The sequence below is a fragment of the Streptomyces sp. NPDC048002 genome (assembly GCF_040653275.1).
GTDB lineage: Bacteria > Actinomycetota > Actinomycetes > Streptomycetales > Streptomycetaceae > Streptomyces.
In genome coordinates this window covers 31812-44667 of record NZ_JBEZNL010000028.1, presented here as the reverse complement: position 1 = coordinate 44667, position 12856 = coordinate 31812, and the positions used below count along the sequence as shown (strand labels likewise).

Annotated in this window: 16 protein-coding genes; 7 read left to right on the top strand and 9 right to left on the bottom strand. The window is 73.2% G+C overall.

Annotated features, from left to right (window positions below):
* On the bottom strand, positions 1-417 hold the full coding sequence (locus tag AB0E07_RS28175) for a DUF3037 domain-containing protein (protein WP_362258024.1): 417 nt from the start codon (positions 415-417) through the stop codon (positions 1-3).
* Positions 414-1169, bottom strand: a complete 756-nt coding sequence (locus AB0E07_RS28170; protein ID WP_362258021.1) for a HipA family kinase — start codon at positions 1167-1169, stop codon at positions 414-416. The genes AB0E07_RS28175 and AB0E07_RS28170 overlap by 4 nt, the downstream gene beginning before the upstream one ends.
* Before the next feature lie 89 nt (positions 1170-1258).
* Here AB0E07_RS28170 and AB0E07_RS28165 point away from each other — a divergent pair, with 89 nt between their 5' ends.
* Positions 1259-1696 (top strand): Rieske (2Fe-2S) protein, encoded by a 438-nt coding sequence (locus AB0E07_RS28165; RefSeq protein WP_362258018.1) that lies wholly within the window; start codon positions 1259-1261, stop codon positions 1694-1696.
* On the opposite strand, the gene AB0E07_RS28160 is transcribed toward AB0E07_RS28165, so the two are convergent.
* Positions 1683-2333: a cysteine hydrolase gene (locus tag AB0E07_RS28160; RefSeq protein WP_362258015.1), complete on the bottom strand. Its 651-nt coding sequence runs from the start codon at positions 2331-2333 to the stop codon at positions 1683-1685. The genes AB0E07_RS28165 and AB0E07_RS28160 overlap by 14 nt on opposite strands.
* Positions 2334-2470: 137 nt before the next feature.
* Between AB0E07_RS28160 and AB0E07_RS28155 the strand changes: the two genes are divergently transcribed.
* Positions 2471-2938, top strand: a complete 468-nt coding sequence (locus tag AB0E07_RS28155) for a pyridoxamine 5'-phosphate oxidase family protein (RefSeq protein ID WP_362258012.1) — start codon at positions 2471-2473, stop codon at positions 2936-2938.
* Positions 2939-2968: 30 nt separating this feature from the next.
* Here the strand turns inward: AB0E07_RS28155 and AB0E07_RS28150 are convergent, their stop codons facing one another.
* Complete coding sequence (locus tag AB0E07_RS28150; RefSeq protein ID WP_362258009.1) at positions 2969-3874, bottom strand: LysR family transcriptional regulator; 906 nt, start codon at positions 3872-3874, stop codon at positions 2969-2971.
* A gap of 74 nt (positions 3875-3948) precedes the next feature.
* Here AB0E07_RS28150 and AB0E07_RS28145 point away from each other — a divergent pair, with 74 nt between their 5' ends.
* Entirely contained in the window at positions 3949-5010 is a 1062-nt protein-coding gene (locus AB0E07_RS28145) for a DMT family transporter (protein ID WP_362258007.1), read from the top strand.
* 600 nt (positions 5011-5610) lie between these two features.
* Here the strand turns inward: AB0E07_RS28145 and AB0E07_RS28140 are convergent.
* Positions 5611-6942 (bottom strand): aminotransferase class I/II-fold pyridoxal phosphate-dependent enzyme, encoded by a 1332-nt coding sequence (locus tag AB0E07_RS28140; protein WP_362258004.1) that lies wholly within the window; start codon positions 6940-6942, stop codon positions 5611-5613.
* Between the two features lie 47 nt (positions 6943-6989).
* Between AB0E07_RS28140 and AB0E07_RS28135 the strand changes: the two genes are divergently transcribed.
* On the top strand, positions 6990-7667 hold the full coding sequence (locus AB0E07_RS28135) for a pyridoxamine 5'-phosphate oxidase family protein (RefSeq protein ID WP_362258001.1): 678 nt from the start codon (positions 6990-6992) through the stop codon (positions 7665-7667).
* Position 7668: 1 nt separating this feature from the next.
* Here AB0E07_RS28135 and AB0E07_RS28130 read toward each other — a convergent pair whose 3' ends face one another.
* Positions 7669-8673, bottom strand: a complete 1005-nt coding sequence (locus AB0E07_RS28130; protein WP_362257998.1) for an EamA family transporter — start codon at positions 8671-8673, stop codon at positions 7669-7671.
* A gap of 111 nt (positions 8674-8784) precedes the next feature.
* Positions 8785-9327: a Clp protease N-terminal domain-containing protein gene (locus AB0E07_RS28125; protein WP_362257995.1), complete on the bottom strand. Its 543-nt coding sequence runs from the start codon at positions 9325-9327 to the stop codon at positions 8785-8787.
* A gap of 199 nt (positions 9328-9526) precedes the next feature.
* Here AB0E07_RS28125 and AB0E07_RS28120 point away from each other — a divergent pair, with 199 nt between their 5' ends.
* Together AB0E07_RS28120 and AB0E07_RS28115 are read left to right on the top strand one after the other, a co-directional pair.
* Positions 9527-9718: a hypothetical protein gene (locus AB0E07_RS28120; protein ID WP_362257992.1), complete on the top strand. Its 192-nt coding sequence runs from the start codon at positions 9527-9529 to the stop codon at positions 9716-9718.
* Between the two features lie 110 nt (positions 9719-9828).
* Entirely contained in the window at positions 9829-10257 is a 429-nt protein-coding gene (locus AB0E07_RS28115; RefSeq protein ID WP_362257989.1) for an SRPBCC family protein, read from the top strand.
* Positions 10258-10323: 66 nt separating this feature from the next.
* Here the strand turns inward: AB0E07_RS28115 and AB0E07_RS28110 are convergent, their stop codons facing one another.
* A complete protein-coding gene (locus AB0E07_RS28110; RefSeq protein WP_362257987.1) occupies positions 10324-10956 on the bottom strand; it encodes a PadR family transcriptional regulator in 633 nt (210 codons plus the stop codon).
* A gap of 165 nt (positions 10957-11121) precedes the next feature.
* On the opposite strand from AB0E07_RS28110, the gene AB0E07_RS28105 reads away from it, so the two are divergent.
* Positions 11122-11934: a PhzF family phenazine biosynthesis protein gene (locus AB0E07_RS28105; protein ID WP_362257984.1), complete on the top strand. Its 813-nt coding sequence runs from the start codon at positions 11122-11124 to the stop codon at positions 11932-11934.
* A 40-nt stretch (positions 11935-11974) separates the two neighbouring features.
* Here the strand turns inward: AB0E07_RS28105 and AB0E07_RS28100 are convergent, their stop codons facing one another.
* Complete coding sequence (locus tag AB0E07_RS28100; protein ID WP_362258163.1) at positions 11975-12775, bottom strand: type II CAAX endopeptidase family protein; 801 nt, start codon at positions 12773-12775, stop codon at positions 11975-11977.
* Between the last annotated feature and the right edge of the window lie 81 nt (positions 12776-12856).

Sequence of the window (12856 nt, the reverse complement as noted above, 5' to 3'; positions counted from 1 at the left end):
TCACCGTACGAGCAGCTCCAGAAGGCGTTCCGGTTCGGCCGCCGGGTCGGTGGTCAGGCCGGTGTGCACCGGGCCGGGCTGGACGATCGTGGAGCGGGGGGCGATCAGCCAGCGGAACCGGCGGCCCGCGTCGTCGGGCGCCGCCTGGCCCGCCGCCTCGCCGCCGGAGCAGACGCGCTCCACCGCGCCGAGCGCGGCCCGTACCCCGGCCACGTCCGCCCGCGGGTCCAGGGCCAGCAGCCGGGCCTCGTCGAGATGCGTGCGCGCGCCCACGTAGCCCTTGGCGCGGCAGTAGACGAGCACGCCGGCGTTGATGCACTCGCCGCGCTCCACGCGCGGTACGACGCGCAGGACGGCGTACTCGAAGACCTCGCGGCCGGTGGGTCCGCCCTTGATGAAGTGACGGTCGTCGCTCACTTGATCCCCTCGATGCGTTCGTGGATGACGGCGGCGCGGGCCAGCAGGGGGCGCGCGTAGGCCCGCCTGAGTTCGTCCGGGGAGTCGAAGCCGGGTTCGTCGGCCAGCCAGGTGTCCGGGATCTCCGCGGTGACCTCGGCGAGCAGGTCCTCGGTGATCCGGGGCGCCAACTCGGCGGCGGCCGCCGCCACATCGGGGGCGAAGGGCGCGAGGGCGTGGCCGCCGGCGTCGTAGGGGCGGGCCGCCGAGGTCTCGGCGCCGGGCCAGTTGTGGTGCCAGATCAGGGTGGCGCCGTGGTCGATGAGCCACAGCTCGCCCTGCCACATCAGCAGGTTGGGATTGCGCCAGGAGCGGTCGACGTTGTTGACCAGCGCGTCGAACCAGAGGATCCGGCCGGCCTCCTCGCGGCCGACCGGGAAGGCCAGCGGGTCGAAGCCGAGCGCGCCGGACAGGAAGTCCATGCCCAGGTTGGTGCCGCCGCTGGCCCTGAGCAGTTCCTGCACCTGTTGCTCGGGCTCGCCGAGGCCCAGGACCGGATCGAGTTCCACGGTGACCAGGCGCGGCATCCGGAACCCCAGCCGGCGGGCGAGTTCCCCGCACACCACCTCGGCGACCAGCGTCTTGCGGCCCTGTCCGGCGCCGCGGAACTTCATGACGTACGCGCGGAAGTCGTCGGCCTCGACGAGTCCCGGCAGCGAGCCGCCTTCGCGCAGCGGTGCGACGAAGCGGGTCGCGATGACTTCCTTGAGCATCGCCCCAGGTTACTGGCGCTCTGAACGGCACACGCGCGCCGCCCGTACCTGAGGGCGCAAGGCGTACCTCCGTGGAAGGGATGACCCGCATGACGAGCGAACCGCTGCACCCCGCCGCCGCCCCGAGCCGCCGGACCGTCGTGGCCGCCGTGGGCGCGGTGGGGATCTCCCTCGCGCTCAACGCGTGCGGTTCGGAGGACGAGGACGCCTCAGGGTCGTCCGGGGCGCAGGATGCCGGAGGGACGGTCGTCGCGCGGACCGCGGACATCCCCGAGGGCGGCGGCAGGGTGGTCCCCGAACACAAGGTGGTACTGACCCAGCCGACCGCGGGCACCTTCAAGGCGTTCAGCTACGAGTGCACCCATCAGGGCTGCCCGGTGACCGGTGTCGCCGACGGCGCCATCACCTGCCCGTGCCACAACAGCCGGTTCTCCATCGAGGACGGCAGTGTGCAGAAGGGGCCCGCGACGAAACCGCTGGCCGCTCGGGAGGTCGCGGTGGACGGCGACGCGATCACACTGGCCTGAGCCGGCGGTCACGACGGAAGGCGGCCACCGCCTGGTCGGTGGTGGTGAGGGTGGCGACGAGGGCGAGTGTGTGACGGATCATCGCGGGGGTGTACTCGGAGGGCACCCCGGCTATCGCGTCGGTGGGGACGACGGCCGTGTAGCCGCGGTTCACGGCGTCGAACACGGCGTTGGGGATCGCCACGTTGGCCGAGACTCCGGACACGACCAGGGTGCGGCAGCCCAGATTGCGCAGCAGGGCGTCGACGTCGGTGCCCTGGATCGGCGACAGGCCGTGCAGGCGCCGTACGACGATGTCCTCCTCCCGGACCTCGATCGGGGCCGCCACGCGGACCGCGGTGGAGCCGGCGAGCTGCTGGACGGGGAGCCGTTCGGCGGCGCGGAACAGGCGCGCGTTGCGGTTCGCGGCGCGGCCGTCGGGGCGGCGCTCGGCGAGCGCGTGGATCACCTGCACCCCGCTCTCGTGGGCGGCGGCCACCAGCCGGGCGACGTTGGCGAGGGCGCCCGAGGAGCGGGCGGCGCGGGCGAGTTCGGGCAGGGCGCTGTCCGGTCCCACGACCCCCTGCTGGCACTCGACCGTGAGCAGCACGGTACCGGCGGGGTCGAGGAGTTGGCTGAGCTGGTCGAAGGACGGCACGGTGGTCCCCTTCTCGCCGACGGGCCGGAGCGGGCGACAGTAGCCACCATTGCGTGCGGACGGAAGACGACTCATTCTTTTCTGACGTGATGTCAGAGGATCTCCTCTGGCACGACGTGGGAGAAGAGGGGGTACGTATGACCGTCACTCAGCGCCGGGGCCGGAAGATCATGATGACACCGGGGGAACTGGACGAGTTCCTGGCCACCCAGCGCACCTGCCGGGTCGCCACGGTGTCGGCGGACGGGGCGCCGCACGTGAGCACGCTCTGGTTCGTGTGGGACGGCACCTCGCTGTGGCTCTACTCCGTGGTGCGCAGCAGGCGTTGGGCCCAGCTGCGGCGCGACCAGCGGGTCGCGGTCGTCGTCGACACGGGCGAGGAGTACGACGAGCTGCGGGGCGTGGAGCTGTCCGGGACGGTGGAGTTCGTGGGCGAGAGTCCGCGCACCGGGGAGCTGTGCGCCGAACTCGACGTGCCGGAGACGCTGTTCGCGCGCAAGAACTTCAACCTGGAGGAGATGCCGCACGACGGCCGCCACGCGTGGGTGCGTCTGACCCCCGAGAAGACGGTGTCCTGGGACTTCAGGAAGCTGTCGGGGGCCTGAAGCGGGCCTCGGGTGCCGCGCGCGGGTGCGCTACGCGGTGATCCGGTCCCCCGCCGCGCGCAGTTCCTCGACCGCCGCCCGGATCGAGGGCCGGCGGTCGGCGTCCGCCCGCCATACGACGTACACGTGCCGCCGCACCCGCTGGCGCAGCGGTACGGCGACGACACCCGGGGGCATCGGATCGCGGCCCAGCAGGGGAACGACGCACACCCCGAGGCCCGCGGCGACCAGGCCGAGCTGGGTGTGGGTCTCGGCGGCGCGGTGGCCGACGATCGGCTCGATGCCCTTGGAGCGCAGGGTGAACATCAGCCACTCGTGGCAGAACTCGCCCTGGCCCCAGGTGATCCACTCGTCCTCGGCGAACTCGGCGAGGTCGACCTCCTCGCGGTCCGCGAAGCGGTGGCCGACCGGCATCGCCACATCGGCGGGGTCGTCCAGGATCGGCGCCTTCACCAGGCCGTCCGGCAGCGGCATCGGCTTGTTGTACCAGTCGAGGACCACGGCGAGGTCGAGGTCGCCGCGGACCACCCCGGCCACGCCCGCCTCCGGCTCCAGCTCGCAGGAGCGCAGCCGCAGTGCCGGGTGCGCGGCGCGCAGCGCGGCGAGGGCGACGGGGAACAGTCCGCGCGCCGCCGTCGGGAACGCCGAGATCCTCAGTTCCCCGGCGACCTGGCCGCGCTGGGCCTCCAGATCGGCCTGGGCCAGCTCGACCTGGGAGAGGATGCGGGCCGCGTGCTCGGCGAGCAGCCGTCCGGCGTCGGTGAGCCGGACGCCCCGGCCGTTCTTGGCCAGCAGTCGCTGTCCGACCTCGCGCTCCAGCTTGGACATCTGCTGGGAGACCGCGGACGTGGTGATGTGCAGCCCTTCGGCGGCGCCGCTGACCGAGCCGTGCCGGGCGAGGGCATCGAGGGTGCGCAGGCGCTCCAGGTTCAACATGTAAGCGATGCTACGAGATAAGGCTCGCGAATTCTCGCTTGTGCTACGAGATCTTCCTCCCGCACGCTGGTGCCATGACCCGCTCACGCTCTCGGCTCGACTGGCGGCTGCGCTTCGCCGCGCTCTCCCTGATCTGGGGTTTCAGCTTTCTGCTCATCAAGGTGGGCACGGAGGGGTTCGCGCCCTTCCAGGTCACCCTCGGCCGGCTGCTGTTCGGCACGGCCGTCCTGGCGGTGGCGATGGCCGTGCGCCGGGAGCGGCTGCCGCGCGGGGCCCGGACCTGGGCGCATCTGACGGTCGCCGCGTTCCTGCTGAACGCGCTGCCCTTCTCGCTGTTCGCGTACGCGGAGCTGACCATCCCCTCGACGCTGGCGGGCATCTGCAACGCGACGTCCCCGCTGTGGGGCATGGCGCTGTCGATGGTCGCGCTCTCCGAGGACCGGCCCACCCGGGTGCGCGTCGCGGGTCTCGGCCTCGGCTTCCTCGGGGTGCTGACGGTGCTGGGCGCGTGGCAGGGCTTCAGCGGCATGGACGCCCGGGGCACCGGCATGGCCCTGCTGGCCTCGCTCTGCTACCCGGTCGGCTGGATCCACATCCGCCGCACCCTGGCCGGCTCCCCGTCCTCGCACCTCTCCCTGACCGGCGCCCAACTGCTGCTCGCCACGGCCCAACTGGCCGTCGTCACGCCACTGTTCACCACCGCCCCGACCGGGCTCCCCCTCCTCCCGCTGCTCGCGGTGGTGGCCCTCGGCGCGCTCGGCACCGGTTTCGCGGTGCTGCTCCAGTACGGCCTGGTGGCCGAGGTCGGTCCGACGACGGCCCAGATGGTCACGTACTTCATCCCGGTCATCGCGACGGCGGCGGGCGTCTGGCTGCTCGGCGAGCCCCTGACCTGGTCGACCCCGGTCGGCGCGGTGATCGTCCTGGCCGGAGCGGCCCTCACCCAACTCCGCCCCCGGCACCGGCCGGACAGCACCGCCACACCCACGCAGGTCGGGCGCGACGTCACAGCCACGGCCACGCCGGTCCGGCGCGACACCACAGCCCCGTCCGCGCCCGTCCGGCGCGAGACCTCGCTGCCGAAGCAGCCCGCCGGGACGACCGCACCCGCGGGCCAGGGCACCACGGGCCGCTGAGCGCGGGCCCGGCCCCGGCCCCGGCCGCTACGGTGCCGCGGTGCGGCTTCGCCCCGTCGCGGCACGAACGCGCGGCAGCGCCCTCCGGCACACAGATCACGGGCCGGGTCGATCGCGTACCCGGTCGGGCCGCCCGAGGCGCGGCGCTCGACGCGCGGATCCCACTGCCCGGGGATCAGGGCCCGCATCACCCGTACATCCTCGCCCGTCTCCGGGCCCTTCACGATCACCGTGAACTCGACCAGCAGGCCGGACATGCCGATGACGTCGGCGCGGTGCTCCTCGGCGGTTTGAGGCAGCGCCCACGCCGATCCCGCCCCGGCGGCGCCCCGACCGGAACGCTCACACCGACCCGGGCCGGGTGCCCACCCGGCGCACACGGCCGGCACCCGACCGGACGGCACGCTGCGCGGTGCGGACGACGCGACCCACGGCAGCTCCGCGGCCCACCGGCCTCGCGACCGCCGGCCGAAGCGCTCGCGGCGACTCGGGCCGGCACGCGCGCGCCGAACCGAACAGTGCGCCGCACCGTGCGGATCACGCCCCCACGGCAGCTCCGCGGCCCCGGGCCGCGAAGAGGTCAGCCGGCCAGGGCCGCCCCTAGACCCCGCCCCTGCCCGGTGCCGGGCGGGCCGCCGAGGCGATCGCGTCGGCCAGGGTGTGGGTCTCCCGTTCGGTGAGGGTCGAGACCGTGACGCGCAGCCCGGGACCGGAGTTCAGGCGGAAGCGGGCGCCCGGGGCGACGGCCCAGCCCGCGTGCAGGAGACGGGAGACGGCGCCGGTCTCGTCGGGAACCGGCACCCAGACGTTCATGCCCGTGCGGCCGCGCGCGACGACACCCCGTTCCGCGAGCGCCCCGATCAGCAGATCCCGGCGCGAACCGTACGCCGCCGCCACCGCCTTCGGATCGATCGCACCGTCCGCCCACAGCCGGGCGACGGCACGCTGGACGAGGAGGCTCACCCAGCCGGGCCCCAGGCGCTGCCGACCGCGCACCCGGTCGAGGGTGACCTCGTCCCCGGTCAGCACCGCGAGCCGCAGGTCGGGGCCGTACGCCTTGGCGGCCGAGCGGACGAGGGCCCAGTGCCGGGTGACGCCCGCCAGGGGGTGGAGCGGAACGTCGACGATGGCGTATCCGTGGTCGTCCTCGACGAGGAGGGTGTCCGGGTACTCGCGGAGTACCGAGCGCAGCGCCCGCGCGCGGGCGGCGCCGACCGCGGCGCCGGTCGGGTTCTGAGCCCGGTCGGTCACGATCAGGGCGCGGGCCCCGGCGGCCAGCGCCCCGCGGACGTCGTCGGACAGCGGCCCCTCGTCGTCGACGCCCACGGGCGCGAGGCGCAGCCCCAGCGCGGGCACCAGGTCCAGGACGCTGCCCCAGCCGGGATCCTCCACGGCCACGGTGTCGCCCGGCTTCAGATGCGCGGCCAGGACGCGCTCGATGGCGTCGAGCGAGCCGGCGGTCACCACGAGCGGCCCGTCCGGCACACCGTCGGCGTCGAACTGGGCACGGGCGATCCGCGCCAGCTCCGGCTCGACGGGCGCGTCTCCGTACAGCACCGGAACCCGGTCCGCCCGCTCCGCCGCCGCCGTGAACGCGGGGGCGAGCGATGGCAGCAGCGCGGGGTCGGGGTTGCCGTCGGCCAGTCCCCGTACGCCCTCGGGGACGTCGTCCCGGACGTAGTCGCGGGCCGTGGTGGCCGGTTTCGGGCGCACCCGGCTGCCGCGGCGACCCGCGGTCTCGATGACTCCGCGCTCCCGCAGGGTGCGGTACGCGGCGGCGACCGTATTGGGGTTGACCCCCAGCTCCACCGCCAACTCCCGCATCGGCGGCAGGGTCTGCCCGGGTGCCAGCTCGCCCGAGCCGACGGCCGCCTCGATACCGGCCGCAATCTCCGATGCGCGCCGACCCGTGATCCGATATTCTCCTAGCACAAACCACATTATGCACTAGTGCAATAGACACCGCAATGGAGACCGCCATGCAGGGGACGCCTCAGCAGACGCCACCGCCCGCCGCCTACACGCCGACGGACCGCACCGTCCCCACCCGCTCCGCCGAGCGGGCGTCGTACGACAGGGAACTGGTGCACTCGATACTCGACCAGGCGTACGTCTGCCATCTGGGCTTCGTCCGGGACGGCGCGCCCGTGGTGCTGCCGACCCTCTTCGGCCGGGTCGGCGACACGCTCTACGTGCACGGCTCGACCGGCTCCCGCCCGCTGCGGATGACGGGCCAGGAGGACCCGGGACTCCCCGTGTGCCTGACCGTCACCCACGTGGACGCGCTGATCCTGGCCCGCTCCGCCTTCCACCACTCGATCAACTACCGGTCCGTGGTGGTGCACGGGGTCGCGCGCCAGGTGACGGACCCGGAGGAGAAGCGGATCGCGCTGGACGCCCTGGTCGACCATGTCGTACCGGGCCGTTCGGCGGACTCCCGCCCCGCCAACAAGAAGGAGCTGGCCGCCACCGCGGTCATCCGCCTCGACCTCGACGAGGTCTCCGCCAAGCTGCGCACCGGCGGCGTGAACGACGAGCCCGAGGACCTCGCCCTCCCCCACTGGGCCGGCGTCGTCCCGCTGCGCAAGGGCTACGAGGCCCCGGTCGACGACCCGGACCTGGCCCCGGGCACCGAGGTGCCCGCCTACCTGAGGTGACCTACGCGGCCGTTCCCCTGGCCGACAGCTCCCGCTCGGCCCCGCCACCGGCGGCCACGGGTTCCCCGGAGCCCTTGGCCGGCGCCGAGGACTGGGCGATGAAGGCGCCGAGCAGGACCACCGCGCCGCCGATGATCTGCGGTGCGGAGAGGTGCTCGCCGAGCAGCACCCAGGCCAGGACGGTCGCGATGACCGCTTCGAGACAGGCGACCACGCCCGCGACCTGCGGGGAGAGCCGGCGCACCGAGACCACACCGGTGACGTAGGCGACGACGGTGGCGATGAACACGATCCAGGAGAGCAGCAGCGCGGCCGCGACCGGGGTGCCGTCCATGTCCGCGCTGTCGGCGAGGACGGCCCAGTCCATCGACCAGGGCCGGGCCACCACCGTCAGCACCACGGCACCGACGAGCAGGCCGTAGGCGATGACACCGAGCGGGTCGGGGACGTCGTCGGCCGAATCGCTGCCCTGGTCGGACAGGACGAAGTAGCCGACCTGGCAGCAGGCCGCGCCGAGCGCGAGGAGCAGGCCGAGCGCGTCGAAGCTCAGACCGGCCCACACCTCGACGACGCAGGCGAGTCCGCCGACGGCCAGGACCACCCCGAGCGCGGCGGCCCGGGTCACCGGCCGCCGCTGCACGAAGCGGACCCAGCCCAGCACCAGCGCGGGCGCGAGGTACTCCACGAGGAGCGCGACGCCGACCGGGATCCGGGAGATGGAGGCGAAGTAGAAGGCCTGCACACCGGCCACGCCGAGCAGTCCGAACCCGGCGAGCAGCGCGGGCCGTTGCCGCAGCAGCGCGCGATGACGCACGGCGAGCGGCAGCATCACCAGGGCGGCCCCGGCCACCCTCAGCCACACCACGTGCAGCGGGTCCAGGCCCGCCTCGATCAGCGGCTTGGCCGCGACACCGGATCCCCCGAAGGCGAGCGCGGAGACGAGGGCGAGGCTCAGCCCCATTCCCCTGCCGCTGCCCTGACTGCTCTCTGACGTACGCACCGGCACATGATGACAGGCGACGACATGAGCGTCACCCCCGATGACACCTGTCTCACCGCATGGACAGCGGCGGACCGGACCGGTCAGCCCGGCCCGTTCCGGTTCAGCCCGGTCCGGTCAGCAGCCGGGGTCGCCCGCGAGGCTCCCCGGCCGGCTGTCGATCCGGGCGTACACCTCGTCGGCGTCGATCCCGGCGCGGGTCAGCACCTCCACCGCGCGCGCCCCGGCGTCGACGACGAGCGCGGCGAGCAGGTCCAGGCCGACGGCGCGTTCCTCCCGGAGCGCGGCGCGCTCACAGGCGTACTCCAGCGCGCCCGCGGCGAGCGGGGAGAGGCCGTCGGTGTCGGTCACCACGGGTACGGCACCGGAGTCCTCGACGGTGCCCTGCCAGCGCAGGCCGTAGCCGATGCTGCGCTGGACGAGATAGCCGAGCAGCCGGGCGATCCGGGGCGCGTCGCCGAAGACGTCCCGCACCTCGGGGTCGTACTCCAGCAGGGAGTGCAGCAGATGGGCGGTGTCGACCTGGCGGTCCGCGTCCCGCACGGCGCGGCGGCGGGCGCCGGAGATCACCGCTGCCAGCTCCGCGCTGAGCCTGGCATCGTTGTCCGTGCGCCTTCCGGCCTGTTCGGGGTCCGGTTGGCGGGGAATACGGGATGGCACAACCCCTACCCCATCAGTCGCCGGGGACGCGGTCATCCCCGGCGGGACGCATCTTCGGGTCCCACGCAGAGTGGACCCGGCCCGCCGGAATCTCCTCCCTGGGGATGAGATCAGGCCGTTCCCGGGTCGACGGCGCGCGCCGCCTTGCCCCGCGCCCCGCGCGCAACCGGGTCCGGTCCGGGGCACGTCCCACTGGTGGATGGAGAGCAGGTGCTGGCTGGTGGCGCTGCCGGCCGTGGACGGCAGACAGTACGTCTACCGGGTGTACGCCCCGGAGGACGCGCTGCCCGGCGACCTGTTCTGGGACGCCTGGCACTGCCACGACGAGAGCGCCCTGCCGCGCGCCTGGGACCTGTTCGACGCCGCGGTCATACGGCTCGTCACCACCTGATGCCGGACCGGCACCGACCTCCACACATTCTGACGGTTCATCAGTATTGAATGTTCCGGGCCCCACGACTACGTTCCGCGACACCGTAGCGTGCGACGAAGGGTGGCGGCATGGCCGAAGTCAACGCGGAGGCGCGGATCGGGGCACCGGCCGACAAGGTGTGGGCACAGCTCACGGACTGGCCCCGGTACGGCGAGTGGAACGCGACCCACACCAGCTTCCCCAAGGGCGGCCCGGCCGCTCTCCAAGTGGGCGGGACCTTCCAGGAGAACATGAAGCTGATGGGCTTCCCGGCCGAGGTCGAGTGGACCATCGAGGAGCTGGAGCCGGCCCGGGTGCTGGCCCTGCGCGGCAAGGGACCGATGGCGGTGAGCGTCGCCACCCGCTACACCCTCACGCCGGACGGGGACGCCACCACCGTACGGATCGACGGCGAGTTCACCGGCGCCGCGGTGTCGTTGATGGCGGCCCGGCTGAAGGACTCGGGGACGGCCGCGCTGAACGAGTCGCTGCGCAAGCTGGCCGGGCTGGTGACCTGAGGGCACACGAAGAAGAGGCCCCCCGCGGACCGTTCCGCGGGGCGCCTCTTCTCGGCGGGGAGGCCGTCAGCCCTCGTCGGCGAGGATCAGGTACAGCTTCTTGCGCGCTTCGTTGATCACGGAGATCGCCTTCTCGCGCTGCTCCTTGCTGCCGGTCTTCCAGACCTGGCCGAACGCCTCCATCAGACCGAAGCCGGCCTGCCGGATGTCGTTCACGGCCTCCCAGTCGACCCCTCGCGCGGCCTCTTCCCAGGGCGCCTCGGGGCCTTCGTCGGCCGCGCTGCGACCTGTGTCGGTGAGAGAGAACAGCTTCTTGCCGCCCTCGCTCTCACTGGAGATCAGACCCTCGTCCTCCAGGAGCTGGAGAGTGGGGTACACCGAGCCGGGACTGGGCTTCCAGGCCCCGCCACTGCGCTCGGCGATCTCGCGGATCATCTCGTAGCCGTGCATCGGCCGTTCCTTGAGCAGGGCCAGGATCGAGGCGCGTACGTCACCGCGCCGCGCCCTCCCCCGTCCGCCGCCCCGACCCCTGGGCCCCCAGGGCCCCGGACCGAATCCGGGTCCGCCGCCGAAGCCCGGGCCCCCGAAACCGGGACCGCCCGGCCCGAAGGGCCCGAAGGCACCACGCCGACCGTCGAAACCGCCCCGGCCCTGACGACCGGCACCACCGTGTCCACGTTCGAATCCATGGGAACGCATCGCAATCACTCCATTCCATCGTTGATCTGTCGCGATGCGTCAACGATATATCGGAACTATTCTTACGGCAAGCCCCTGTTTCGGGCGGACCCGCGCGGCCGGGTCGGTCCAGCGCCCCGGAATTGGCCTTGGCCCGCGCCCCCGGCACCCCTCTACCGTCGTGCCATGCGCATCCGAATCGTCGACGCCTTCACCGACCGCCCGTTCAGCGGGAACCCCGCCGGGGTCCTGCTCCTCGACGCCTTCCCGGCCGACGACTGGCTCCAGAACGTCGCCCTGGAGGTCAACCACGCCGAGACCGCGTTCGCCCACCCCCTGACCGGCGACCCGACGGCCGACTGGGCGCTGCGCTGGTTCACACCCGCCGCCGAGGTCGCGCTGTGCGGTCACGCGACCCTCGCCACCGCCCACGTGCTGCGCACCACCGGGGCGCACGAGGGCCCGGTGCGGTTCGCCACGCGCAGCGGCGTCCTGGTCGCCTCGCCGCAGGAGGACGGGTCGTTCGTGCTCGACTTCCCGACGGCGCCGCTCACCGCGGCCGAGGTTCCGGACGGGGTCGCCGAGGCGCTGGGCGCGCTGCCGCTGTGCGCGTTCGACACCGGCCCGAACGTGGGTGATCTGCTGCTGGAACTGCCCGACGAGAAGACCGTGCGCGCCCTGGCACCCGACCTCAGGTCCCTCGGCGCGTTCTCCGAGCGCGGTGTGATCGCCACCGCCCGCGCCGAGGACCCCTCCCAGGGGTACGACTACGTCTCGCGCTGCTTCTTCCCGAACATCGGCATCGACGAGGACCCGGTCACCGGCAGCGCGCACACGGCGCTGGCCCCGTTCTGGTCCGAACGCCTCGGCCGCCCCGCGCTGACAGGGCTCCAGGCGTCCGCGCGCTCCGGTGCCGTCCGTACCGAGGCGCGCGGCGACCGCACCCTGCTGGGCGGACGCGCGGTCACGGTGATCGACGGGGAGCTGCTGGTCGGATGAGCACCGGGCGGCGGGTCCGGCGCCCCGCCGTACGGCCCGGTCAGGCCGTGGGCAGCCAGTCCACCTTGCCCGCGAGCAGGGCGTACCCGACGAAGGCGCCGATGTCGAGCAGCGAGTGCGCCACGACCAGCGGGCCCACCCGGCCCCAGCGGCGGTAGAGGTAGACGAAGACGACGCCCATCACCAGGTTGCCGATGAACCCGCCGATGCCCTGGTACAGGTGGTAGGAGCCGCGCAGCACCGAACTGGCCGCCATCGCGGCACCCGGCGACCAGCCCAACTGCTGCAGTCTGCGCAGCAGGTAGCCGACGACGATGACCTCTTCGAGGATCGCGTTCTGCAGCGCCGAGAGGATCAGCACCGGGTACTTCCACCACACCTCGGGCAGCGCCTCGGGGACGACCGTCAGGTTGAAGCCCAGGCCCCGGGCGGCGAGGTAGAAGGCGATGCCGGTGCTGCCGATCACCGCGGCGATCGCCGCGCCCCGGCCCAGGTCGGGCCAGGGGCGGGTGCGGTCGAAGCCGAGGTCGCGCAGTCCGCTGCCCTCGCGCAGCAGGAAGTGCGCGACGAGGAGCACGGGGACCAGCGAGGTGGTGATCCCGAACAGCTGCCAGGCCAGGTCCAGCCAGGGACGGCCCGGCGCCGCGGAGGCGTTGAGGGTGGCCGCCTGGTCCTTCAGGCCCCCGGGGCGGGTGACCGAGCCGATGAAACTGATCAGGGCCGAGACCCCGCTCGCCCCCAGCGAGAGCGCCAGCACCAGCAGCGTCTCGTCCCTCAGGATCCGGCGCGAGGGCCCCTCCTGCGGGAACGAACCGGGAACGGGACCCGCCTCCGCCTGCACACTGCCTCCCAGGGGCACCACCGTCATCGGACGTCACAGCTTGCCCGATCAGTATGGAGCGAGCGGCGGCGCCCCCCGGTC

Bases quoted from the DNA above. Each gene is read 5' to 3' on its own strand.
- AB0E07_RS28170 (WP_362258021.1), bottom strand. From the start codon at position 1,169: ATGCTCAAGGAAGTCATCGCGACCCGCTTCGTCGCACCGCTGCGCGAA.
- AB0E07_RS28165 (WP_362258018.1), top strand. From the start codon at position 1,259: ATGACGAGCGAACCGCTGCACCCCGCCGCCGCCCCGAGCCGCCGGACC.
- AB0E07_RS28155 (WP_362258012.1), top strand. From the start codon at position 2,471: ATGACCGTCACTCAGCGCCGGGGCCGGAAGATCATGATGACACCGGGG.
- AB0E07_RS28150 (WP_362258009.1), bottom strand. From the start codon at position 3,874: ATGTTGAACCTGGAGCGCCTGCGCACCCTCGATGCCCTCGCCCGGCAC.
- AB0E07_RS28145 (WP_362258007.1), top strand. From the start codon at position 3,949: ATGACCCGCTCACGCTCTCGGCTCGACTGGCGGCTGCGCTTCGCCGCG.
- AB0E07_RS28135 (WP_362258001.1), top strand. From the start codon at position 6,990: ATGCAGGGGACGCCTCAGCAGACGCCACCGCCCGCCGCCTACACGCCG.
- AB0E07_RS28120 (WP_362257992.1), top strand. From the start codon at position 9,527: ATGGAGAGCAGGTGCTGGCTGGTGGCGCTGCCGGCCGTGGACGGCAGA.
- AB0E07_RS28115 (WP_362257989.1), top strand. From the start codon at position 9,829: ATGGCCGAAGTCAACGCGGAGGCGCGGATCGGGGCACCGGCCGACAAG.
- AB0E07_RS28110 (WP_362257987.1), bottom strand. From the start codon at position 10,956: ATGCGTTCCCATGGATTCGAACGTGGACACGGTGGTGCCGGTCGTCAG.
- AB0E07_RS28105 (WP_362257984.1), top strand. From the start codon at position 11,122: ATGCGCATCCGAATCGTCGACGCCTTCACCGACCGCCCGTTCAGCGGG.